Source organism: Acidovorax sp. Root402, assembly GCF_001425125.1.
Classification (GTDB): Bacteria; Pseudomonadota; Gammaproteobacteria; order Burkholderiales; family Burkholderiaceae_C; genus Acidovorax; species Acidovorax delafieldii.
The window spans coordinates 170,119-192,850 of sequence record NZ_LMDQ01000016.1 but is presented as its reverse complement, the minus strand read 5'-3'; the positions used below and the strand labels follow the sequence as shown (position 1 = coordinate 192,850).

The following is a 22,732-nucleotide window of genomic DNA, read 5'->3' as shown; positions in this document are numbered from 1 at the left end:
CCGTCACGATGCCATCCGACGTGGCGCAGGATGTCGCTGATGGACGCGGCAGTTTGTTTGGTGGAGCTGTGCCACCGGTTCCTGCGTCCCCCAGCCTGGCAGGCTATGAACTGCCGTTTGCCGAACTTCGCGATTCCGAGGTAGCGCTGAACGCAACCATGGATGCGGATGCCACAGAGGAGCGCGCGAGTCACTCGGCAGAGCTTGCACAGCCTCCGGTAGCGCCTGTTGCTCTCGCTCCGTCATCCGATACCGGTGCTAGACTTTTAGGCGATGCTCAGAAATCTGAGCCTGCGTCGCCCGTTGCTGTGCCCACCCCGCCTGCGCCCGCGTTGCCTTCTGTGGACTTTGTGTCGAAGGATGTTGCGCCAGAGGCTCCGGCGATGGAGTTGGTGAAGGACGATTCGCATGCCGCCATCCTGCAGGCGCGCCCCAGACCCGCTGTTGACGACGACGACGATGAGGCCGACAACCAGGCGTCAGACCCCGAGGTCAGCTTTGTGGTGGCTGCGCGCCGCAAGGCGTTTTGGCGCAAGCCGGTCGTGCGGATGGTTTTGTGGCTGGGGTTCATCGTCTCCTTGCTGGGGCTGGCTTTGCAGATTGCGGTGCAGGAGCGTGACCGCATTGCAGCCCTGGATGTGCGTATCCGGCCCTGGTTGGTGAAACTGTGCGAGCCCTTGCGCTGCGAACTTGCCCCTGTGCGCCAGATTGCCGATGTGGTCATCGACAGTTCTTCTTTCAACAAAGCCCGGGGTGACAGTTACCAGCTAGCGCTGACGATGAAGAGCACCGCCACCATTCCACTGGCCATGCCTGCGGTGGAGCTGACCCTTACCGATGCGCAGGATCAGGCCGTATTGCGGCGGGTTCTGCTGCCTACCGACATGGCGGCTCCAGCGGAGCTGCCCGCGAAAGGTGAGTGGGGCACCTCGGTGTCGGTGCTCGTGACCACCGGCGGTGCGCGCGTGGCGGGCTACCGGCTGCTTGCGTTCTATCCCTGATTTTTCTCCCAACAACTTACCGAGTTTCACTATCTATGGCTGCCCTCATTTGTGGTTCCCTGGCGTTCGACACCATCATGACTTTCGAGGGGCGTTTTGCGGAGCAGATCCTGCCGGATCAGCTCCATATCCTGAATGTGTCCTTCCTTGTCCCGTCGTTGCGCCGCGACTTCGGGGGGTGTGCTGGCAACATTGCTTACAGCCTCAAGCTGCTCGGTGGGGAGCCGTTGCCCATGGCCATGTTGGGCAGTGACGGTGCTGACTATCTGCAGCGACTGCAGTCGCTGGGTATCAGCGCCCGACACGTCGGGCAGGTGCAGGACACCTACACCGCGCAGGCGATGATCATGACGGACCGTGACAACAACCAGATCACGGCTTTCCATCCTGGCGCCATGATGCAGGCCCATGCCAATCGAATTGGTGCAGACAACAGTGTCAGCGTGGGGATCATCGCGCCGGACGGGCGTGACGCGATGTTGGAGCATGCGGCCCAGTTCGTGGCGGCGGGTATCCCGTTTGTGTTCGATCCAGGTCAGGGCTTGCCCATGTTCAATGGGCAGGAGTTGGCGCAGTTCATCGACCAGGCCACCTGGGTCACCGTCAATGACTATGAGGGGAAGATGCTCTGCGACCGCACCGGCTGGTCTTTGGCCGATATCTCCCGCAAGGTGCAGGGGCTGGTGGTGACGCTGGGCGCAGAGGGCTGCGAGGTCTGGGTGGATGGTGAAAAAACCCATGTACCCTCTGTGGCGCCTGCAGCGGTGGTGGACCCCACGGGTTGCGGCGATGCCTGGCGCGGCGCGCTGCTGTTTGGTCTGGAAAAGGGCTGGTCCCTCGTGCGTTGTGCGGAGCTGGGCAACCGGGTTGGCGCTCTCAAGATCGCGCAACGTGGCCCACAGAACTACACGCTGGATTTCGATCCGTTGGGTTAATCCTCCGAGTCAGTGTAGTCTGCGTTGCGCTGCCCAGTGCTGTACAACGCAGCTTGCTTGCCAGGTAGCTCTTGAGAGTGCCCAGACCTGCATACAGACGAAAAAAAACCCGGTGCGTTTGCACCGGGTTGAGCGCGTGGCGCGCCAGGATCAGGGCTTGTTGCCCGTAGGGAAAGGCCAGGCTGCCTGAGGGTTCAGCGTGGTTTGCGCTGCAGGGGCAGCGGCCGCAGGGGCAGGCGCCTTGGGGGCCTTCTTGGCCGGGGCAGCTTTCTTTGCGGGGGCTGCCTTGGCAGGTGCCGCGGCCTTCTTGGCTACTGCGGCCTTCTTGGCGGGAGCGGCTTTCTTTGCTGGTGCTGCTGCCTTCTTGGCGGGTGCAGCCTTCTTMGCAGCTACGGCCTTCTTGGCAGGAGCGGCTTTCTTTGCCGGTGCTGCTGCCTTCTTGGCGGGTGCAGCCTTCTTCGCAGCTACRGCCTTCTTGGCRGGAGCGGCTTTCTTTGCCGGTGCTGCTGCCTTCTTGGCAGGTGCAGCCTTCTTGGCGGCTACGGGTTTGGCCGTTGCAGCCTTTTTCGCGGGAGCAGCCTTCTTAGCGGCCGGTTTTTTCGCAGTTGCCATCATGTTCTCCTTGGGTCAATTTGCAAAGAGCACTTCCTGTCTGCAGTGGACAGAGAGCGATCCATGGAGATGGATGAAAACTCCATCTCCATGAACACGGGAACGCCCCGCAGGGCAGCGCTCTGCGGCGCTGTCGTTGCTGGGCGTGGTGTAAAAATCCATGGTGGTGTGGCCTGCAAAAAAGGCGCTAGTCCCAGGACAGCGCACCACCGGACTGGTATTCAATAACCCGGGTCTCGAAGAAGTTGCGCTCCTTCTTGAGATCGATCATCTCGCTCATCCACGGGAACGGGTTCTCTTCATTGGGGAACAGCGTCTCCAACCCGATCTGCGTGGCGCGGCGGTTGGCGATGTAGCGCAGGTAGCCCTTGAACATGGAAGCATTCATGCCCAGCACGCCACGGGGCATCGTGTCTTCGGCGTAGCGATATTCCAGCTCCACGGCCTTGAGGAACAGCGCCTTGATCTCGGCCTTGAACTCTGCGGTCCACAGGTGGGGGTTTTCGAGCTTGAGCTGATTGATCAAGTCGATGCCGAAATTGCAGTGCATCGACTCATCGCGCAGGATGTATTGGTACTGCTCAGCAGCGCCGGTCATCTTGTTCTGGCGACCCAATGCCAAGATCTGCGTGAAGCCCACGTAAAAGAACAGGCCTTCCATCAGACACGCGAAAACGATCAGCGACTTGAGCAGGGTCTGGTCGGTCTCGGGCGTGCCGGTTTTGAAAGACGGATCCATGATCGCTTCGATGAAGGGGATCAGGAATTCGTCCTTGTCGCGGATCGACTGGACTTCGTTGTAGGCGTTGAAGATTTCGCTTTCATCCAGACCCAGCGATTCGACGATGTACTGATACGCGTGGGTGTGGATCGCTTCTTCGAACGCCTGGCGCAGCAGGAACTGGCGGCACTCAGGGGCCGTGATGTGGCGGTACGTGCCCAGCACGATGTTGTTGGCGGCCAGCGAATCGGCGGTGACGAAGAAGCCCAGGTTGCGCTTGATGATGCGGCGCTCGTCTTCGGTCAGGCCGTTGGGGTCCTTCCACAACGCGATGTCACGCGTCATGTTCACCTCTTGGGGCATCCAGTGATTGGCGCAGGTGGCGAGGTATTTCTCCCACGCCCACTTGTACTTGAAAGGCACCAGCTGGTTGACGTCGGTCTGGCCGTTGATGATGCGCTTGTCGGCAGCGTTCACACGGCGGTGTGCTGCTGCGGCGACGGGTGTGGTGGTGGCGCTTGCTGCTGGGGCCGAGGTGCTCAAAGGCTGCAGCGAAGGCGTCTGGAAAGCGAGAGGCGGTTGTCCCACCTGGCGGTTGTTGGGCAGACCGCCGTCCAGTTGATTTTGCGATGAGGGCTTGACTTCTTCGTCCCAGGTCAACATAGATTTTCCAGTGTTCGGATTATGAAAGCAGTGCTGCGAAAAGGAAAGCACTGAAGCGTTGTGCAGCAAGGTTTTGTTGCTTCACAGCACCGGAGCAACGCCTCGGGCTCGCCCGAGGCGTTGCTGGCAATGTGCTTACTGGCAGGCCTCGCAGCCAGGATCGTCGATGGCGCAGAACTTGACGTCCGTGGCTGGCACGGCTGCAGCCTGCTGAGAGGCCGTTGCGGCAGCGGTTTCCAGCGGGTTTTGCTTGGCCGCTGCGGTGGCTGAAGCTGCCGATGCGCCGCTGTCATTGCCTGATGACACCGCATTGAGCTGGCGTGTGTTCACGGTGCTCATTTCGACGTGCGTAGCGCTTTGGGTGCGCAGGTAGTAGGTGGTCTTGAGGCCGCGCACCCACGCCAGTTTGTAGGTGTCGTCGAGCTTCTTGCCCGACGCGCCGGCCATGTAGATGTTGAGGCTCTGCGCCTGATCGATCCACTTCTGGCGGCGTGATGCAGCTTCCACCAGCCACTGGGGTTCGACTTCGAAGGCTGTGGAGTAGAGCGCCTTGATGTCCTGGGGCACGCGGTCGATGGGGTGCAGCGAACCCTTGAAGTGCTTGAGGTCCATGATCATCACGTCATCCCACAGGCCCAGGCGCTTGAGGTCACGCACCAGGCCGCCGTTGATCACCGTGAACTCGCCCGACAGGTTGGACTTGACCGACAGGTTGCCGAACGAAGGCTCGATCGAGGCATCGACGCCAATGATGTTCGAGATGGTGGCCGTGGGGGCAATGGCGACGCAGTTGGAGTTGCGCATGCCGTCCAGTGCAATCTTCTTGCGCAGGGCATCCCAGTCCAGCGTGGATGAGCGGTCCACTTCCACATACCCGCCACGGGCCTGCGAGAGCATGTCCAGCGTGTCGAAAGGCAGGATGCCGCGATCCCACAGCGAGCCCTTATAGCTCGAGTATTTGCCGCGCTCTTTGGCCAGCTCGGTGGACGCCCAATAGGCGTAGTAGCAGATGGCTTCCATCGACTTGTCGGCGAATTCCACCGCCTCTTGCGAAGCGTAAGGAATGCGCAGCGCATACAGGCTGTCCTGGAAAGCCATCACGCCCAGGCCCACGGGGCGGTGGCGCAGGTTGGAGTCGCGGGCTTTGTTGACTGCGTAGTAGTTGATGTCGATCACGTTGTCCAGCATGCGCATGGCCACGGTGATGGTCTTCTTGAGCTTGTCGTGGTCGATCTGGCCGTTCTTGATGTGCTGCAGCAGGTTCACCGAGCCGAGGTTGCAAACGGCAGTTTCGGTGTCGCTGGTGTTGAGCGTGATCTCGGTGCACAGATTAGAGGAGTGCACCACACCGGCGTGCTGTTGGGGCGAGCGCACATTGCAGGCATCCTTGAACGTGATCCAGGGATGGCCAGTCTCGAACAGCATGGTGAGAATCTTGCGCCAGAGGTCCGTGGCCTGGATGGTCTTGGCGGGCTTGATCTCGCCGCGTGCAGCCTTTTCTTCGTAGGCCACATAGGCCTTTTCAAAGTCGGCGCCAAACAGATCGTGCAGGTCGGGCACGTTAGAAGGGGAGAACAGCGTCCAGGTGCCCTTTTCCATCACGCGGCGCATGAACAGGTCAGGGATCCAGTTGGCCGTGTTCATGTCGTGTGTGCGTCGGCGATCGTCGCCGGTGTTCTTGCGCAGTTCCAGGAACTCTTCGATGTCCAGGTGCCAGGTTTCCAGGTAGGTGCAGACGGCGCCCTTGCGCTTGCCGCCCTGGTTCACGGCCACGGCCGTGTCGTTGACCACCTTGAGGAAGGGCACCACGCCCTGCGATTCGCCGTTGGTTCCCTTGATGTGCGAGCCCAGGGCGCGCACGCGGGTCCAGTCGTTGCCCAGGCCTCCAGCAAACTTGGACAACAAGGCGTTTTCCTTGATCGACTCGTAAATGCCATCGAGGTCGTCGGGCACCGTGGTCAGGTAGCAGCTCGACAGCTGCGAGCGCAGCGTGCCGCTGTTGAACAGCGTGGGAGTGGACGACATGAAATCGAACGACGAGAGCACTTCATAGAACTCGATGGCCCGGGCTTCGCGGTCGGTTTCGTTGAGCGCCAGGCCCATGGCCACGCGCATGAAGAAGGCTTGGGGCAGCTCGATGCGGGTCTTCTTGACGTGCAGGAAGTAGCGGTCGTACAGCGTCTGCAGGCCCAGGTAGTCGAACTGCAGGTCGCGCTCGGCCTTGAGCGCGGCGCCCAGGCGGTTCAGGTCGTATTGCTTGAGCAGGCGCTCGTCCAGCAGCTCGTTGTCCACCCCCTTCTGAATGAAGGTGGGGAAATAGTCCTTGTAGGCCTGGCCCATGTTGCTCTGGGCTACGTCACGCCCCAGCACCTCGCGCACGATGGTGTGCAGCAGCAGGCGGGCCGTGGCGTAGGTGTAGTCAGGATCTTTTTCGATCAGGGTGCGGGCCGCCAGAATGGACGCCTTGTAGACCTCGTCCATGGGAACGCCGTCATACAGGTTGCGCATGGTCTCTGCGACGATGGGGGCTGCCTGGATGTCGGCGCCCAGGTTGGCGCAGGCCGACTCGATCAAGGCGTGCAGGCGCAGGATGTCCAGCTGCACGCGTTGGCCGTTGTCGATCACGTGCAGCACCGGGGTGGCGGGTGCTAGCTGTTCCAGGTGGTGAGCGCGCTCCTGCGTGCGGCGCTCGCGGTACAGCACGTAGGCACGGGCGACTTCATGGTGCTCGCCGCGCATCAGGCCCAGCTCGACCTGGTCCTGCACATCTTCAATGTGGAAGGTGCCGCCGCCAGGACGCGAGCGCATGAGGGCGCGGACCACGTTCTGGGTGAGCGTGTCCACTACCTCACGCACGCTGGCAGAGGCAGCGCCCTGCGTGCCGTGCACTGCCAGAAACGCCTTCATCATCGCCACCGCAATTTTTTGGGGCTCGAACGGCACCACCGCGCCGTTGCGGCGAATGATCTGGTAATGCGTGAGCGGGTGCCCGGAAGCTGCGGCCGCCGCAGCGTGCGTGGCGGCATCCGTAGAGGCGGTGGGCGATGGGGAAGGCGTGTTCAAAGCAGCTTGCATGGGGGTCCTCTTCTGTGGGCTGTCTGGGGTGGGCGTGCGGCCTGGAGTGCCGCCGCAGTGTGTGGGTGCTGCACCGGACTTCAGTCTGGTGCACACTATATATGGTGTGTCGAGGCGGTTCAAGACACTACCGGTAGTGTACCGCCGGAATGAGTCCCCAAAACCGAAACAGCATGTTCTCAACCCCGTTGCGTACGCAACCGGTGCCTGTGGCGAGCCCTTGTGAATGCGATGTGGGCGATGCAAAACCGTGCAGTGGCGTACCTTGGCGGCGGATTTCCTGCGCCAGGCCGCGCAGCGCTTGGCTGCAAAAATATGTGCAAGCGCACAAAGAAAAAAATGTCTTGATGCGCCCGTACGACAGTGAAAGTGCGGCGTCAGCGAAGCTGCAAGGGGTCCGCCCGCGTGTTCAGCGGGAATCGCTGCGCGGGCCAGTCCAACGCCCCTTGCAGTCGTGGCCAGTCAAAGCCCGGGCCTGGGTCCAACTTACGTCCCGGGGCAATGTGTTCATGCCCTGCGATGTGCTCGATGGGATAGCGCAGCGCAATGTCCTGGCAGACCCTGGCCAGGGTTTCGTACTGTGGCGACTCGAAGTGCAGGCCCTCCAGGCCTTCCAGTTCAATGCCGATGGAATCGTCGTTGCACTGGCTCCTCCCCCGGTAGAACGATTGCCCGGCATGCCAGGCGCGCAGGTCGCAATCCACAAACTGCCACAGCACCCCGGTGCGCTCGATGAAAAAATGCGCGGAGACCTGCAATCCGCGGATGCCCTGGTAGTAGGGGTGCGCATCCCAGTCCAGGGTGTTGGTGAACAGCTGTTGCACGGCACCGCCGCCGTATTCGCCCGGCGGCAGGCTGATGGAATGCACCACGATCAGATCGACTTGCGAGGTCTGTACCGGGCGCGGCCCGTGGTTCGGAGATGCGAGCCGCTGAGCGGTCCTGTACCAGCCGCCCTCCCAGGGCGCCATGTCTGCCGCTGGTGCACTGTCAGCCCAGTTCGTCATGCGGGTCCTGGTCATTGGGCACGGCGATGTTCAGACGGGCGATGCGGTAGCGAATCTGGCGCAGGCTGATGCCCAGGCGTGCGGCTGTGGCGGTACGGTTGAACCCGGCTTCTTTCAGCGCGCGGATCAGGATCTCCCGCTCCTGCTGGTCCAACCAGGCCTGCAGGTCGCTGGGCAGTGGCACCGTGCAGCCGTTGGCCAGGGGCTGAGGGCCCTGGCCTGTGTCTGCAGACGTCGAAGCGTGGGGCCCGGCAGAGAAGGCGGCGGACACCGCCGATCCCTCTGGCGCGGGCACAAGCGTGGGCGGTGCTAGGCGTGCCATCTGCACATCTGACGCGCCGCTTGGCGCATCCACCTGCAACTCGTCCCCGTCGCTCAATGCCACTGCGCGGTGCAGCAGATTTTCCAGCTCGCGGACATTGCCGGTCAGCGGGTGGGCGGCAATGGCGTTCAGTGCCCGGTCGGTGAGTTGGGGCACCGGCATGCCCGACTCGTGGGCAATGCGGGTGAGCAGCGCTGCGCACAGTGCGGGCAGGTCCTCGCGGCGCTCGCGCAGCGGCGGGATGACGATCTCGATCACATTGAGCCGGTAGTACAGGTCCTGGCGGAACCGGCCGGCCTGCACATCGGCCGCCAGATCGCGGTGGGTGGCGCTCACAATGCGCACATCCACCGTCTCTTCCTGGGTGGAGCCGAGTGGCCGCACGCTGCGCTCCTGGATGGCGCGCAGCAGCTTGGACTGCATGGCCAGCGGCAGGTCGCCGATTTCGTCGAGGAACAATGTGCCCCCGCGTGCGGCCTGGAAGTAGCCGTCACGGTCTTGCGACGCGCCGGTGTAGGAGCCCTTGCGGGCACCAAAAAATTCAGCTTCCAGCAGGTTCTCGGGGATGGCCCCGCAGTTCACGGCGACCAGGGGCCCGTCAGCACGCTGGCTGCTGGCATGCAGGGCTTGGGCCACCAGCTCCTTGCCCGTGCCCGACTCGCCATGGATCAGCACCGGCGCCATGCCACGCGATACCTTGGCCACGCGCTGCTTGACGTTGCGGATGGCGTCGGACTCGCCCACGAGGCGGTCCAGGGCGGCGTTGGCATTGCCGAATTCGCCGGTCGCCGTCGCTGCATTGGTAGACCGGCTGGAGCCGTTGTTGCGTGCCGCACGCGGCGGTGGAACCCCGCCCGTGCCCTGGATGGCTGAGGCCACCACCGAGCGGAACTGCTTGAGGTCCACGGGCTTGGTGAGGTAGTCGAAGGCCCCTGCGCGCAGCGCCTCGACCGCGTTCTCTGCCGAGCCGTAGGCGGTCATGACCACGCAGCGTTCGCGCCGTTGCTGGTCGCGCAGATCCTGCAGCAGCTCCATGCCAAACCCGTCGGGCAGCCGCATATCGGTAATCACGGCGTCAAAGCGGTGGGCCTTGAGTTGATCACGCGCCTCCTGGACGCTCGACGCGGTCTCGACCCGGTACCCCTCGCGCAGCAGGGTGAGCTCGTACAGGGTGCGCAGATCGGGTTCGTCGTCAACGACAAGGATGGAGGCGGCAGGGGCGTTCATGGAGGCGGCAGTCAGACCACGATGGTGTCAAACAAGGTGGCATTGTCGGCGGGGCGGGTCGTGCGGCGGAAGCCCACAGTAAAGGCGTTGCCTCCGATGTCACCGCGTGCGGTGTGGCGGTTCAGGCGCTGGTAGCTGATGGAGGCGCCATGGCGCTGGCACAGCTCCCGGCAAATATAGAGGCCCAGGCCACTGGAGCGGCTCTCCGACGAGAAGAAGGGCTCGAACAAATGCCGCTCCACGGATTTGTCCATCGGGGCACCGTCGCTCCACACCTGCAGGCTGACCTGGCCAGCGGGCGTGTTGCGCGTGGTCACTGACAACGAGTCGGGCTCCGGGCCCATGTAGCGCAGGGCGTTGTCCAGCAGGTTGACGAGCACCCGACGCAGGTGCTCGGCGTCAAACTCCACCTGGATGGCGCCCGTGTCCAGCGACACCAGGGCGCGCCGCCGGGCGGGGTCCTGGGCCTGCCAGTCGTTCCAGATCTGGGCGACCGTCTCGTCCAGCGCCACGGTCGAGGCTGGGGCATGGCTGATCTGGTGCTGTACGCGGGCAATGTCCAGCACCTCTTCGGCGATGCGCGCCAGGCGGTCGGCGTTTTGCTGCACCATGTGCGCCAGCCGTTTTTGTGCGGGGTCGTGCAGGTCTTCTTCCAGCAGGGCATTGGCCTGCACGATGGCCGCCAGCGGGTTGCGGATCTCATGGGCCACCGCGGCGGACATGCGGCCCATGGCCGCGAGTTTTTCGGTGCGCAGCCGCGCTTCCATTTCCCTCAGGTCGTGCAGGAACATCACGCACAGCCGCTCGGAGCGCGTTTGCAAGGCCGCGTTGCGGGTGGATGTGAGCCAGGTGCGCACATGCAGACCGGTGGGGCTCTGGCCTTCGTGCAGCAGATCGACGTCGGCCGTCTGGGGTTGTTCGTGCCGGAAGGTGCGCCGCGCCAGGATCACCAGGGGGTGCCACGGCGCGGTGGAGGTCAGGGCAAACGGTAGCTCGGTCAGTGCCATGCCGCCCAGAAGCTGCAGCCCTGCGGGGTTGGCAATGCGCACCACGTCGGTCTCGTCCACCACCAGCACCCCGTCGGTCAGGTTCTGGATGACCAGTGCACTGACCTGCGTTTGCACGCGCGCTGCGATCTGGCTTTGTTGTGCCACTTCCTGTTCGCGCGCCAGGCGGGTGGCCAGCTGGTGCACCAGATAGCTCACGATGAAGTAGCCTGTGCCGGTCAGTGCACTTTGCAGGTAGCGCTGGCCTTCGTCTCCTGTGCTGTATTGCCCCACCCACCACGCCCAGCCCAGCAGCAGCAGCGTGACTGCGGCGGTGGTGCCCAGGGCCAGGGTCAGCGTGCCCATGACCGCTGCGATCAGGATGGGCAGGCCGAACAGGGGCGTGTAGTTCATGGTGCCCGCATGCAGCAACTGCAGCGCAGTGATTGCCGCCAGGTCCACACCAATGGAAGGCAGCCACTGCGGGCCGGCGCTGGGCGACGGGGGGGCCTTGCGCGACAACACCCGCAGTACCACGGTGGCTACGAGGTAGGCCACGCAGACCGCGAGCACTGAAGGCGCCGCCGCTTGATTGATCAGCTGCCCGGCCCCCTGCAGCACCAACAGTGCCAGGGCTACCATCACGCGGCCCGTCAGAAAACCGAGCCACAGCCGTGCGAAGGGGGCTTCTGCGGAAGGCGGCAGTGGGCCTGCGGGCGCTGCTTGCATGGTCACAACGGGAAGGCGTCGCTCAGGCCGGGCCCATGCGCCGGTGCTCGGCGCTGCAATAGGCCTGATTGCCCAGCATCAGGGCTTCGGCCTGCGGGATGTGCACGCCGCAGTGCGCGCAGGCCAGCATGTCCTGCGGTAGGGCTGGCGGTGTAGGGGGCGCTTTGGGCGCCGCCGCATCAGGGGCGCGGCGGCTGCGCCAGATACCCACCGCCACCGCGATGACGACCAATAAGACCAGGTACTTCATGCGCTGCGGCCCAGAACAACTTCCAATACAAAACGCGAGCCCACATAGGCCAGCAGCAGCAGGGCCGAGCCTGCATACAACACACGCACCGCATTGCGGCCCCGCCAGCCAAAGCGGGCACGGCCCAGCAGCAACGTGGCGAAGGTCAGCCACGAGAGCATCGAGAACACGGCCTTGTGGTCCCAGCGCCAGGCCCGGCCATACAGCGTCTCGCCAAACAGCCACCCGGCCAGCAAGGTGGCGGTGAGCAGCACAAACCCCGCCGTCACGAACCGGAAGGTCAGTCGCTCCAGTGTCAGCAGTGGGATGCCGCTGTGCGGGTCTTCAGCCTGCCGGATGTGGCGTTCGGCGCGTGTCATGAGCCAAGCGTGCACCACCGCTGCTGCAAACAGGCCATAACACGCAATGCCCAGCGCCAGGTGCAAAGGCAGCCAGGCGGATGCGGTCACGTGCAAGGGCTGCCCAGGGAACAGCATGGCCAGCACAATGGCTGCCGCGCCCAGGCCTGCCAGCACCCAGCGCGACTGCATTTGCGGAAACAACTGCCGCTCCACGGCATACACCGTGAGCACCAGCCACGCGGTCATCGACAGCGCAGGCGCAAAACCGAACCGGGGCGCATCGCCCCACAGGCCCCAGACCAGCACGGCGCCGTGCAGCAACCACGCGACCAGCAGTGCATTGCGCGCTGCTGCAGCCCCCAGGCGGGAGGCCGCAGCGGCCGGCACGGCATAGGCCACGGCAGCGGCCAGGGCCAGCAGCCAACTGACGGGGGAGCTACTCGTTAAAATCATGGGCACAGTTTAGCCTTTCGCCCACCGCCAGCGCCCTGGCGGGGCCGCGCGCACAACGCCGTTGTTGACGGCGCGCAGCCAATACCGGAAACACCCCTATGGCCTCCGCCCTTACCGACAAACTCACGCGCCTCGTCAAGGAGATGCGTGGCCAGGCCCGCATTACCGAGTCCAATGTCACGGACATGCTGCGCGAAGTGCGCATGGCGCTGCTCGAAGCCGACGTGGCCCTGCCCGTGGTGCGCGACTTCATCGCCCGCGTCAAGGAAAAGGCCCTGGGCCAGGAGGTGCTGGGTTCGCTCAAGCCCGGGCAGACGCTGGTCAGCATCGTCAACCGTGAACTCGCCGCCACCATGGGCGAGGGCGTGGCCGACATCAACCTGGCCGCCCAGCCGCCTGCCGTGATCCTGATGGCCGGCCTGCAGGGCGCGGGCAAGACCACCACTACGGCCAAGCTGGCCAAGCACCTGATTGAAAAGCGCAAGAAGAAGGTGCTGACCGTGTCGGGCGACGTGTACCGCCCAGCCGCCATCGAGCAGCTCAAGACCGTGACCAAGCAGGCCGGTGCCGAATGGTTTCCCAGCACGCCCGACCAGAAGCCGCTTGACATTGCCCACGCCGCACTCGACTACGCCAAGAAGCACTACTTTGACGTGCTGCTGGTCGATACGGCCGGTCGCCTGGCCATCGACGAAGCCTTGATGAAGGAAATCAAGGACCTGCACGCCGCGCTGAACCCGGTCGAAACCTTGTTCGTGGTCGATGCCATGCAGGGCCAGGACGCCATCAACACCGCCAAGGCCTTCAAGGAGGCGCTGCCCCTCACCGGCATCGTGCTCACCAAGCTGGACGGCGACTCGCGCGGCGGTGCCGCGCTGTCCGTGCGCCAGATCACGGGGGCTCCGATCAAGTTTGCCGGTGTCTCGGAGAAGATCGACGGCCTGGAAGTGTTCGACGCAGAGCGCCATGCGGGTCGCATCCTGGGCATGGGCGACATCGTGGCGCTGGTGGAGCAGGTGACGGCCGGGGTGGACATGGAGGCCGCACAAAAGCTGGCGGCCAAGGTCAAGAGCGGTGACGGGTTCGACCTGAACGACTTTCTGTCTCAGATCCAGCAGATGAAGCAGATGGGGGGGCTGTCGAGCCTGATGGACAAGCTGCCCTCCCAGCTCACCGCCAAGGCGGGTTCGCTGGACATGGACAAGGCCGAAAAAGACATCAAGCGCAAGGAAGGCATCATCCAGAGCATGACGCCTCTGGAGCGCCGCAAGCCCGAACTCATCAAGGCTACGCGCAAGAAGCGCATTGCCAACGGGGCGGGTGTGCATGTGCAGGAGGTCAACCGCCTGCTCAAGGAGTTTGAGCAGATGCAGGGCATGATGAAAAAGATGAAGGGCGGCGGCCTGATGAAGATGATGAAGCGCATGGGCGGCATGAAGGGCATGGGCGGCGGAGGCATGCCCAAGATGCCTTTCTGAAGGGTTTTCAAGCCTTTTTGGCACCAGGCGCTACAACCATATGCCTGGAATGCTATGAAAATATGAGTGAATAAAAAAGCCGACATGCGTCGGCTTTTTTTATGGGTCGGTGGATGGTGGCTCTGCGCGGTGCCTCAGGCTGCCTGCAACGCCACGGGCCGTGCCAGCCGGTTGGCGTGCAACCAGGCACGGCGCAGTACTGGAGGGGACCACGACTCCTCGGGAATCAGCAGCAGTCGCTGTGCACGCAGCGCCCGGCCCAGTGCGATCTGGCTGGTCCACACCGCCAGCGGAATCGCCAGCGCCAGCGGCAGGCCCACGGGCATCAGCCACAACAGCGCGCTGCTGTCGATCAGCGCCACGCCCGCTGCCAGCAGGGCGATCACCGCGCTCATGGGAGCGAGCTGGCGCACGGCGTGGCGCCAGGGCACGGCATGGGCTTCGCGCGGGGGCGACTTCCACTCCAGCTTCAGGCCGGTCAACGCGATCAGAACAAACAGCGAATGCGCCAGCATGCGCACCGGCGCCTGCAGGATGGCCATCACGCTCTCCAGCACGGCGCTCTTGAGCAGGCTGAAAGCGCCGCCGTACTGCTTTTGCTCGCTGCGCATGAACACCGCGGCCACGCCCAGGATGCGCGGCAAGAACAGCAGACACAAGGTCCAGACCCACAGGGCGAGCAGCTCGGCGGGCAGAATGTGCCAGTCCGTTACCAGCTTGGCGCCCGACAGCCACAGCGCCGTGCCGAGAGTCATGAAGGCCAGCCACAGCGGCGCCGACAGATAGGCCATGGCACCGGTGACGAACATGGACCGGTGCACCGCGTGGATGCCGGGCTCGGCCATCAGGCGCGCGTTCTGCAGGTTGCCCTGGCACCAGCGGCGGTCGCGCTGCAGCTCGGCCAGCAGGTCGGGCGGCTGTTGCTCATAGCTGCCGATCAGGTCGCCTACCAGCCACACGTGGTAGCCCGCGCGGCGCATGAGGGCGGCTTCCACAAAGTCGTGCGACATGATGCCGCCAGCCAGGCCCCCCTTGCCGGGGATGGGCGCCAGCGCGCAGTGCTGCATGAACGGTGCCACGCGGATGATGGCGTTGTGGCCCCAGTAGTGCGATTCGCCCAGCTGCCAGTACTGCATGCCTAGAGTGAACAGACGACCCGTGACGCGCGAGGCAAACTGCTGCGCGCGGGCGTGCAGCGTCACATGGCCGATGGCCTGCGTAGCGGTCTGGATGATGCCGGCCGTGGGGTTGGCTTCCATCAGCTTGGCCATGGAGACGATGCAGTCGCCGCTCATCACGCTGTCGGCGTCCAGCACCACAATGTAGCGGTAGTCCTTGCCCCAGCGGCGGCAGAAGTCGGCCACGTTGCCCGCCTTGCGGTGGGTGCGGCGTGTGCGCAGGCGGTAGTACACCTGCACCTGGGGTTGCTGGCTGTGCTGCGCCAGGGCGCTGCGCAGCTCTTCCCAGGCGGCGCGCTCGGCGCGGGCAATGGCAGGGTCGTTGCTGTCGGAGAGCACAAACACATCGAACGTGGTGCCGTGGCCGGTGGCAGCCACCGACTCGCAGGTGGCGCGCAGCCCGGCAAACACGGTGGCCACGTCTTCGTTGCAGATCGGCATGATGATGGCAGTGCGGGCGTCGGAAGCCATCGCGTGATCTGCCACGCTGTGTGCCGACAACGCATGCCGGTCGCCGCGCAACATCACCCAAAAGCCCATGAGCCCGGTCAAAAAGCCGGTCACCACCCAGGCGGACAGCAGCGCAAACAACGCAATCTGGCCGTAGCCCAGCCAAGCGTTTTCATAGTCGGGCTGCACGCTGGCAAACAGGGTGCTGGCCAGTGCGGTGGCCAGCACGGTGAGCAGCGCAAACGTCCAGCGGCGGCGCTGCGCTGCGCCTTGCCAAGCGGCGGTGGATTCAGCGGGAGCTTGTGCCACCGTAGTCGATGCGGGTTGCGGAGACGTACGGCCCGTCAGGCGCAGCAGCACGGCGGTGCCTACGCTGTTCCAAAAGCCGCGCCAGGGCAGGGGCACCATGGAGCCGCGGTGCAGAGGCGGTGCCGTCACCGCATTGGGGTGGCGCTCCTCGCGCAGTGTGCTGCGTCGGCTCGGGGCTTGGCGGGGGTAGGCCACACCACGCCGCGCGACCACGGCAGGGCCCGTGGATGCGTGGGTGCCGTGGGGGTCATGAGGGCTTACTCGGGAAGACTGATGTGCGTCCATGTTTCACTCACAGCGTGGTTGTCGTGTTGGAGAAAAGCGCGCAGCTCGACCGGCCGGTCGGCCTGCAGGCGCTGGATGCGAACGGTCATGCGCCACCCGCCGGTGGCGGGGTTGCGGTAGGCAATGTTTTCCAGCACCTTGCCGTTGGCATCGCTGGTCACTACGGCCTTCACGGTGGCTTCGGCAGGCAGGGCCTTGAGGGCAGGGCCCTCGAAATCGACCAAGTACTGCACCTGCTGGCGCAGTTCCTGGGCCGACAACTTGGTGTAGCCCATGCCGCGGCGCGACTGGGTGGCCCAGGCGCTGGGTGGGCGCTGCTGCTCATCGCCCTGCCAGCTCAGCTCATAGGCAAATTCCAGCGGCTGGCCGGGGGCTGGCATCTGGGCGGGCACCCAGTACGCCACGATGTTGTCGTGCGTCTCGTCGGGGGTGTTCAGCTGCACCAGCTCCACGCGGCCCGCGCCCCAGTCGTGCAGGGGACGGACCCAGGCGCTCGGGCGGCGCTCGTAGCGGGCTTCCACATCCTCGTAGCTGCTCCACTGACGGTCGCGCTGCATCAGGCCAAAGCCCTTGGGGTTCTTGGTGGCGAACGAGGTGACCAGCGTCTGCCGGGGGTTCTGCAGCGGGCGCCACAGCCATTCGCCCTCGCCCGTGGCGACCATGAGGCCGTCGGAGTCATGCACTTCGGGGCGGAAGTCTTCCTTGCGTGGCTGGTTCTCGCCGAAGAAGAACATGCTGGTCAGCGGCGCAACGCCCAGCGTGGCGATGGATGGGTTGCCGGAGGCGGCACGCACAAAAATGCGGCTGCGCACGGTGGTGGTGGTCTGCGCGCCGGGCTGGATGTCAAAGCGGTAGGCGCCCGTGGCGCGTGGCGAGTCGAGCAGTGCGTACACCGTGACCTGGGTGGACAGCGGATCGGGCCGCACCAGCCAGAACTCGGTGAAGCGGGGGAACTCCTCGCCCCGGCCGCCCACGGTGTCGATGGCCAGCCCGCGCGCCGACAGGCCGTACTGCTGGCCCTTGCCCAGAGCGCGGAAGTAGCTGGCGCCCTGAAAGACCACCAGCTCGTCCTTGTAGGCACTGGAGTTCAGGTGGTTGTGCAGCCGAAAGCCTGCAAAGCCCAGGTCGCCCCAGGCCTCGGGCCGCAGCTGGTTCTTGCCGTAGTCAAAGTCCGCGCGGCTGTAGGGGATGTGGCGCACGCCCTGCGGCGTCACTTCGTTGATCAGCACCGGCTCTTTCTGGTACAGCCCCAGATGGAAGAACATGGCCTCGTAGGGCAGCTTGTCGGCTCGCCACAGGGCGCGATCGGGGCGCCAGCGGATGTCGCGCACCTGGTCGTAGTTGAGCTGTGCGAGGTCGGCCGGGAGCTTGTCGCTCACGGGTCGGTAGGGTTGGCTGGCGCGGTCGCGGGCGAGGCGGGTCACGCTCTCGAAGTCAAAGCCCTGTGCGTGCGCGCCCCCAGCCAGCAGGGCGGTGGCCAGGGCTATTGCGGGCCCTGCGCGCCTGCCGATCTGGCGAAAAAAGGAGGGAAAAACTGCGTGCATGGCAGGCATAGGGCAAACCCTGTGCCAGCTACAAAAAACGCTTTGAAATCAATGGTTTGGAGAGGGCTCTGCGTGTAAGCAGTTGTGCAATGGCCTGTAAGCGCCACTCGGCCCCCGCTTTTTGTCGCCAGATGGCGACAAGGGGTGGGTGCTTTGATAAAAAAACCCTGTAAATCAATGACTTACTCGTGTCGCTCATCCACGACATCGTCCGCATCGCCTGCATCCTGCTTGAACTGTCCAGGCGTCAGCGCGTGCTTTTGCAGCAGGCGGTAGAACTCGGTGCGGTTGCGTTGCGCCAGCCGCGCAGCATCGGCCACATTGCCGTCGGTCATCTTGAGCAGTCCCACCAGGTACTCGCGCTCGAAACGCTGGCGAGCCTCGGCAAAGCTCAGCACCTGGGTGGACGGGGTGCGCAGCGCGCGCTGCACCAGTGTCAGCGGGACCAGGGGGGTGGTGGACAGGGCGCACACCTGCTCAACCACGTTGTAGAGCTGGCGCACGTTGCCCGGCCAGGCGGCGGTGGTCAGTGCCTTGAGCGCCTCAGGCGCAAAGCCGGACAGGCGCTTGTCGTATTTGCGGGACAGCCGGTCCAGAAAGTGGTTGGCCAGCAGCGCAATGTCCTCGCGCCGCTCGGCCAGGGTGGGCAGCACCAGCGACACCACGTTCAGCCGGTAATACAGGTCCTCGCGGAACTGCGCGCTCGCCATGGCGGCCTCCAGGTCCCGGTGCGTGGCCGAGATGATGCGCACGTCGATGGGCGTGGCCTGGCTGGCGCCCACGGGGCGCACGGCGCGCTCCTGCAATACCCGCAGCAGCTTGACCTGCAGGGCCGGGGGCATGTCGCCAATCTCGTCCAGCAGCAGGGTGCCGCCATCCGCCGCCTGGAACAGCCCCTTGTGGTTGCTCACCGCATCGGTGAAGGCGCCTTTGACGTGGCCGAACAGCTCGGACTCCAGCAATGCCTCGGGGATGGCGCCACAGTTGACGGCCACAAACGGGCGGGCCGCACGCGGGCTGGCACGGTGGATGGCGCGCGCCAGCAACTCCTTGCCCGAGCCGCTGTCGCCGCGCAGCAGCACGCTGGCGTCGGACTGAGCGACCATGTATGCCTCGGACAACAGGTCCGTCATGCGGTGCGACCGGCTCACGATCTCGGCCCGCCAGTCCTCGTCGGCATGCGGCTGCGCAACGGCAGGGGCGCTGAGCGCCAGCGCCTGCGCAATTTTCTCCAGCAGCTCCTTGCCGTCGTAGGGCTTGGTGAGGTAGGTGAACACCCCGCGCGACGTGGCCTCCACCGCATCGGGAATGGTGCCGTGTGCCGTCAGCAGGATCACGGGCAGTGAGGGGTGGCGGGCGCGCACTTCGTCAAACAGGGCCAGGCCGTCGCGCCCCGGCAGGCGCACATCGCTGAGCACGAGCTGCGGGCGGGCAATATCGAGCTGTGCCAGTGCCGCTTCAGCCGAGCCCACGGCCACCACGTCGTGCCCGGCGGCTTTCAGGCGCAGCGACAGCAGCCGCAGCATGTCGGCGTCGTCGTCCACCACCAGGATGCGGGCGGGTGGGGCGGCGCGGGTGGGGGCGGAAGAGGGCATGGCGGGTAGGTCGGTCAGGGGGCGGGCCGTGGCGCCGCGCCATTGCTCGCTGCAGGCGCGGCGGGGGCGGAGGGTGACGGTGCTGGGCGCGTGCTCAGGCTGCGCTCGATGGCGCGCACGGCCTCCAGGCGTTCGCTGAGCTGGTCATTGCGGCGTTGGCTGTCGCGCAACTGCTGGACCTGGCGGTCGAGCTGGTCCTCCAGCCGGCGTTGTTGCAGCAGCCGGGCCTCCAGCAGCCGGGCCAGCGGGTGCAAGGGTTGCGCTGCGGCGCCGGTGTTGCCCAGCACGCGCTGCACCAGGCCCAGCGCACGGGCGGTGTCCACGGCCTGGCGCGTTTGTGCCAGGGCCGTGGCCAATAGCAACGGCGTATCGGCAGTGGCGTCCTCCGCTTCGCTCAGTCGGGCAATTTCCCTGGCGAGTTCGGCCGGTGGCAGCTTGAGCACACGGTCTGTCTGGGCCAGTAGCAGGGCAATCGGGGCGTTGTTATCGGTCTCCGTACCGCGTGCTTCGGTGGCGCCGACTTCGATCGCCGGGGCTACAGGCACGGCAATGATCATGGCCACCGGAGTTGGCTTGGAGGGGGCAGGTGGGGGCGCGGTGGTGACGCAGCCTGCCAGCACGGTGCCCAAGGCAAGCAGCGGCCATCGCAGCGCGTGGGAGGACAGAGGGGGAGTGCTAGGCGGCATGGGGAAGTTCGATGCGAAAGAAGGAGTGTGCGCCTTCGTCCACCAGGCGCACGCTGCCGCCATGGGCCTGCACATATTCCTGCACGATGGACAACCCGATGCCGGTGCCGCGCACTGCATCGTCCGGTTGGCGAACACCCCGGTAAAAGGGTTCAAACACGCGGTCGCGGTCCACCCGGTCCACGCCGGGCCCCTGGTCGAAGACGTCCAGGCGCACTTGGCCGGGAGGTTGCGAGAGCACCAACCGCACCGTGCCCTGGGGAGGTGAAAAGCGGATGGCGTTGGACAGCAGATTGCTGACGGCGGAGGTGATCTTGTCGGCGTCGACGGGCATGCGCACGGGCGGCCCCTCTACCCGCACGGTCAGGCCCTTGGCCTGCCACTGCAGCCGCTGTGTCTCGACCTGGGCCTCCAGCAGGGCCAGCAGATCGGTGTCGCGCCGCTGCAGTTGCCGTGCCTCGAAGGCGGCGGCGTTGAAGCGCAGCAGTGCCTCGATCTCGCCCTGCAGCTGCAGCGTGTTGTGGTGCAGGATCTGCGCGACCTCGCGCTGGCCGGCGGTGAGTTCGCCCGTCACGCCGTCCTGCAGTAGCGCCACGCCCTCGCGCAGCGCGGCCAGAGGGGTCTTGAGTTCGTGGGAGACATGGCGCAGGAACCGCGCCTTGTCGGCATCCAGCTCCAGCAGCCGCAGCCGCAGCCATTCCAGTTGCTGCCCCAGCCGGCGGACGTCGTCCGGGCCGGAGATCAGCACCGGCTCGTCCAGCTGGTTTTCACCCAGCTGCCGGATGACGCCTTCGAGACGCTTGAACGGTCGCGCCAGCCAGATGCCCAGAGACAGTGCCAGCACCAACGCCAGCACAATGGCGCCCACTACCTGGTGCGTCACGTTGCGGCGGCTGCTCTCCACCTGGTCCTGCAGCGCCTGGTTGCGTTGGGTGTTGATGTCCTGCACCGACTGCACCATGGTGCCGTGCAGGGTTTCCAGGGCCATAAATTCCTCGGCGACCAGGCGTTCATTGTCGAGCGCACGGTCTGGTGGTGCGTCCAGCAGGGTTTTGACGGCCTCCAGGTGGGTGCGCCACGCTTGCGCCTGCGCGGTCGGCAACCCTGCGGCCTGCAGATGGTCCACTACGGTGAGCGCATCGACCGCCATGTCGTCGAAGCTGCGGCGCAGCGGCGCATCGCGCAGCACCAGGGACTGCCGCGCCGCACGTTCCAGGGCTTGCCCGCGCTGGTTCAGGCCTTGTGCGGCCGTGGCCAGTGCAGTGGCCTCGGCCGTGCCATGGCGGCTGAGCACCATGAGCTGCTCCAACGTGTGCAAGGCCCTCAGTGAGCTGACTCCAAGCAAGCCTGCAATCAGCACGAATGCCAGCAGCAACAGTTGCTGGAAGGAGAGGCCATGCAGCAGGCCTTCGGCGGGTGGAGGTGCCGTGGGTGGGGGGCTCTGGGTGGGCATTGCAGCCAGGTGGGTCGGCGTGCGCGGCGTCTGTGCCTGCGCGTCAGCCGGCCAGGGCGGCGGTTTCGTGCGTCAGCACCTCGCCGCGCAAGGTATAGGCCTTGGCCTCCGTGATGGTCACATCCACCATCTGACCCACCAGGCGGGGCTGGCCTACAAAGTTGACCACGCGGTTGCACTCGGTGCGGCCCATCAGCTCGGTGGCGTCGCGCTTGGAGGCGCCTTCCACCAGTATCCGTTGTACCGTGCCCACGCGGCTTTCGCTGATGGACTTGATGTTGGCGTTGATGACGCCCTGCAGGTGCTGCAGGCGGCGCAGCTTCACGTCGTGCGGCGTGTCGTCGTGCAGGCCTGCTGCGGGCGTGCCGGGGCGGGGGCTGAAGATGAAGCTGAAGCTGTTGTCAAAGTGAATATCGTCGATGAGCTTCATCATCTTGTTGAAGTCGTCTTCCGTTTCGCCGGGGAAGCCTACGATGAAGTCGCTGCTCATGGCCAGGTCGGGGCGGATGGCGCGCAGCTTGCGCACCGTGCTCTTGTATTCCATGGCGGTGTAGCCGCGCTTCATGGCCATCAGGATGCGGTCGCTGCCGTGCTGCACGGGCAGGTGCAGGTGGCTGGCCAGCTTGGGCAGCTTGGCATAGGCCTCGATCAGCCGGGGCGTGAATTCGTTGGGGTGGCTGGTGGTGTAGCGGATGCGCTCAATGCCAGGGATATCCGACACGTATTCGAGCAGCAGCGCAAAGTCGGCAATCTCTGCCGTGCCCCCCATCTTGCCCAGGTAGGCATTCACGTTCTGGCCCAGCAGGGTGATTTCCTTCACGCCCTGGTCGGCCAGGCCCGCCACTTCGACCAGCACGTCGTCGAATGGGCGGCTCACCTCTTCGCCACGGGTGTAGGGCACCACGCAGTAGCTGCAGTATTTGCTGCAGCCTTCCATGATCGACACAAAGGCCGACGCGCCTTCCACCCGCGCGGGTGGCAGGTGGTCGAACTTCTCGATTTCGGGAAAGCTGATGTCCACCTGGGGCTTGTCCAGCCGTTCACGCTGGTTGAGCATCTCGGGCAGGCGGTGCAGGGTCTGGGGGCCGAACACCACGTCCACGTAGGGCGCGCGCTTGATGATCTCGGCGCCCTCCTGGCTGGCCACGCACCCGCCCACACCAATCTTCACGCCGCGTGCCTTCAGGTGCTTGATGCGGCCCAGGTCGCTGAAGACCTTTTCTTGCGCTTTCTCGCGTACCGAGCAGGTGTTGAAGAGGATGAGGTCGGCCTCGTCCACGTTCTGGGTGGGCTCGTAGCCTTGGGCGGCGTTCAGCACGTCGGCCATCTTGTCCGAGTCGTACTCGTTCATCTGGCAGCCGAAGGTTTTGATAAAGACTTTTTTGGCCATGGCAACTTCGCAAAAGAGCAAGCAAACACCGCGCCCGGCATG

General features: G+C 64.9%; 17 protein-coding genes. 3 read left to right on the top strand and 14 right to left on the bottom strand.

Annotated elements, in window-relative coordinates:
• Nucleotides 1-308: 308 nt before the first annotated feature.
• Both ASC83_RS24370 and ASC83_RS19155 read left to right on the top strand, forming a co-directional pair.
• The gene (locus ASC83_RS24370; protein ID WP_235509424.1) at nucleotides 309-1,001 is read left to right on the top strand and encodes a DUF3426 domain-containing protein; all 693 of its coding nucleotides are present in this window, start codon (nucleotides 309-311) and stop codon (nucleotides 999-1,001) included.
• A 35-nt stretch (nucleotides 1,002-1,036) separates the two neighbouring features.
• Nucleotides 1,037-1,936: a carbohydrate kinase family protein gene (locus ASC83_RS19155; RefSeq protein WP_056066336.1), complete on the top strand. Its 900-nt coding sequence runs from the start codon at nucleotides 1,037-1,039 to the stop codon at nucleotides 1,934-1,936.
• A gap of 150 nt (nucleotides 1,937-2,086) precedes the next feature.
• Here the strand turns inward: ASC83_RS19155 and ASC83_RS19150 are convergent, their stop codons facing one another.
• The 8 genes from ASC83_RS19150 to ASC83_RS19115 all read right to left on the bottom strand — a co-directional run bounded on the left by ASC83_RS19150 (nucleotide 2,087) and on the right by ASC83_RS19115 (nucleotide 12,322).
• Complete coding sequence (locus ASC83_RS19150; RefSeq protein ID WP_369817000.1) at nucleotides 2,087-2,551, bottom strand: histone; 465 nt, start codon at nucleotides 2,549-2,551, stop codon at nucleotides 2,087-2,089.
• Nucleotides 2,552-2,735: 184 nt separating this feature from the next.
• A complete protein-coding gene (locus ASC83_RS19145) occupies nucleotides 2,736-3,932 on the bottom strand; it encodes a ribonucleotide-diphosphate reductase subunit beta (RefSeq protein WP_056066330.1) in 1,197 nt (398 codons plus the stop codon).
• A gap of 135 nt (nucleotides 3,933-4,067) precedes the next feature.
• Nucleotides 4,068-7,007 carry a ribonucleoside-diphosphate reductase subunit alpha gene (locus tag ASC83_RS19140; protein WP_056066327.1) on the bottom strand — a complete coding sequence of 980 codons (2,940 nt, stop codon included), beginning with the start codon at nucleotides 7,005-7,007 and terminating at the stop codon, nucleotides 4,068-4,070.
• 377 nt (nucleotides 7,008-7,384) lie between these two features.
• Complete coding sequence (ampD, locus tag ASC83_RS19135) at nucleotides 7,385-8,014, bottom strand: 1,6-anhydro-N-acetylmuramyl-L-alanine amidase AmpD (protein ID WP_056066324.1); 630 nt, start codon at nucleotides 8,012-8,014, stop codon at nucleotides 7,385-7,387.
• Nucleotides 7,998-9,563: a sigma-54 dependent transcriptional regulator gene (locus tag ASC83_RS19130; protein ID WP_056066321.1), complete on the bottom strand. Its 1,566-nt coding sequence runs from the start codon at nucleotides 9,561-9,563 to the stop codon at nucleotides 7,998-8,000. Before ASC83_RS19130 ends, ampD begins: the two co-directional genes overlap by 17 nt.
• A gap of 11 nt (nucleotides 9,564-9,574) precedes the next feature.
• On the bottom strand, nucleotides 9,575-11,278 hold the full coding sequence (locus ASC83_RS19125) for a nitrogen regulation protein NR(II) (protein WP_056066318.1): 1,704 nt from the start codon (nucleotides 11,276-11,278) through the stop codon (nucleotides 9,575-9,577).
• A gap of 22 nt (nucleotides 11,279-11,300) precedes the next feature.
• Nucleotides 11,301-11,528 (bottom strand): PP0621 family protein, encoded by a 228-nt coding sequence (locus ASC83_RS19120; RefSeq protein ID WP_056066315.1) that lies wholly within the window; start codon nucleotides 11,526-11,528, stop codon nucleotides 11,301-11,303.
• Nucleotides 11,525-12,322, bottom strand: coding sequence for an inner membrane protein YpjD (locus ASC83_RS19115; RefSeq protein WP_015015617.1), 798 nt, complete (start codon nucleotides 12,320-12,322; stop codon nucleotides 11,525-11,527). The genes ASC83_RS19120 and ASC83_RS19115 overlap by 4 nt, the downstream gene beginning before the upstream one ends.
• Before the next feature lie 98 nt (nucleotides 12,323-12,420).
• Between ASC83_RS19115 and ffh the strand changes: the two genes are divergently transcribed.
• Nucleotides 12,421-13,800, top strand: a complete 1,380-nt coding sequence (gene ffh / locus ASC83_RS19110; protein WP_056066312.1) for a signal recognition particle protein — start codon at nucleotides 12,421-12,423, stop codon at nucleotides 13,798-13,800.
• 134 nt (nucleotides 13,801-13,934) lie between these two features.
• Here ffh and mdoH read toward each other — a convergent pair whose 3' ends face one another.
• From mdoH to miaB, 6 genes are all read right to left on the bottom strand, one after another.
• Nucleotides 13,935-16,022, bottom strand: a complete 2,088-nt coding sequence (mdoH, locus tag ASC83_RS19105; RefSeq protein WP_056066308.1) for a glucans biosynthesis glucosyltransferase MdoH — start codon at nucleotides 16,020-16,022, stop codon at nucleotides 13,935-13,937.
• Nucleotides 15,995-17,566, bottom strand: coding sequence for a glucan biosynthesis protein G (locus ASC83_RS19100; protein ID WP_235509420.1), 1,572 nt, complete (start codon nucleotides 17,564-17,566; stop codon nucleotides 15,995-15,997). The genes mdoH and ASC83_RS19100 overlap by 28 nt, the downstream gene beginning before the upstream one ends.
• Before the next feature lie 182 nt (nucleotides 17,567-17,748).
• Complete coding sequence (locus ASC83_RS19095; protein WP_056066305.1) at nucleotides 17,749-19,161, bottom strand: sigma 54-interacting transcriptional regulator; 1,413 nt, start codon at nucleotides 19,159-19,161, stop codon at nucleotides 17,749-17,751.
• Between the two features lie 14 nt (nucleotides 19,162-19,175).
• Nucleotides 19,176-19,847: a hypothetical protein gene (locus ASC83_RS19090; RefSeq protein WP_235509419.1), complete on the bottom strand. Its 672-nt coding sequence runs from the start codon at nucleotides 19,845-19,847 to the stop codon at nucleotides 19,176-19,178.
• Nucleotides 19,837-21,300 carry an ATP-binding protein gene (locus ASC83_RS19085; protein WP_056066302.1) on the bottom strand — a complete coding sequence of 488 codons (1,464 nt, stop codon included), beginning with the start codon at nucleotides 21,298-21,300 and terminating at the stop codon, nucleotides 19,837-19,839. Before ASC83_RS19085 ends, ASC83_RS19090 begins: the two co-directional genes overlap by 11 nt.
• 43 nt (nucleotides 21,301-21,343) lie before the next feature.
• Entirely contained in the window at nucleotides 21,344-22,690 is a 1,347-nt protein-coding gene (gene miaB / locus ASC83_RS19080) for a tRNA (N6-isopentenyl adenosine(37)-C2)-methylthiotransferase MiaB (protein WP_056066299.1), read from the bottom strand.
• Nucleotides 22,691-22,732 lie beyond the last annotated feature (42 nt).

Bases quoted from the DNA above. Each gene is read 5' to 3' on its own strand.
- ASC83_RS19155 (WP_056066336.1), top strand. From the start codon at position 1,037: ATGGCTGCCCTCATTTGTGGTTCCCTGGCGTTCGACACCATCATGACT.
- ASC83_RS19145 (WP_056066330.1), bottom strand. From the start codon at position 3,932: ATGTTGACCTGGGACGAAGAAGTCAAGCCCTCATCGCAAAATCAACTG.
- ASC83_RS19140 (WP_056066327.1), bottom strand. From the start codon at position 7,007: ATGCAAGCTGCTTTGAACACGCCTTCCCCATCGCCCACCGCCTCTACG.
- ampD (WP_056066324.1), bottom strand. From the start codon at position 8,014: ATGACGAACTGGGCTGACAGTGCACCAGCGGCAGACATGGCGCCCTGG.
- ASC83_RS19130 (WP_056066321.1), bottom strand. From the start codon at position 9,563: ATGAACGCCCCTGCCGCCTCCATCCTTGTCGTTGACGACGAACCCGAT.
- ASC83_RS19125 (WP_056066318.1), bottom strand. From the start codon at position 11,278: ATGCAAGCAGCGCCCGCAGGCCCACTGCCGCCTTCCGCAGAAGCCCCC.
- ASC83_RS19120 (WP_056066315.1), bottom strand. From the start codon at position 11,528: ATGAAGTACCTGGTCTTATTGGTCGTCATCGCGGTGGCGGTGGGTATC.
- ASC83_RS19115 (WP_015015617.1), bottom strand. From the start codon at position 12,322: ATGATTTTAACGAGTAGCTCCCCCGTCAGTTGGCTGCTGGCCCTGGCC.
- ffh (WP_056066312.1), top strand. From the start codon at position 12,421: ATGGCCTCCGCCCTTACCGACAAACTCACGCGCCTCGTCAAGGAGATG.
- mdoH (WP_056066308.1), bottom strand. From the start codon at position 16,022: ATGGACGCACATCAGTCTTCCCGAGTAAGCCCTCATGACCCCCACGGC.
- ASC83_RS19100 (WP_235509420.1), bottom strand. From the start codon at position 17,566: ATGCACGCAGTTTTTCCCTCCTTTTTTCGCCAGATCGGCAGGCGCGCA.
- ASC83_RS19095 (WP_056066305.1), bottom strand. From the start codon at position 19,161: ATGCCCTCTTCCGCCCCCACCCGCGCCGCCCCACCCGCCCGCATCCTG.
- ASC83_RS19090 (WP_235509419.1), bottom strand. From the start codon at position 19,847: ATGCCGCCTAGCACTCCCCCTCTGTCCTCCCACGCGCTGCGATGGCCG.
- ASC83_RS19085 (WP_056066302.1), bottom strand. From the start codon at position 21,300: ATGCCCACCCAGAGCCCCCCACCCACGGCACCTCCACCCGCCGAAGGC.
- miaB (WP_056066299.1), bottom strand. From the start codon at position 22,690: ATGGCCAAAAAAGTCTTTATCAAAACCTTCGGCTGCCAGATGAACGAG.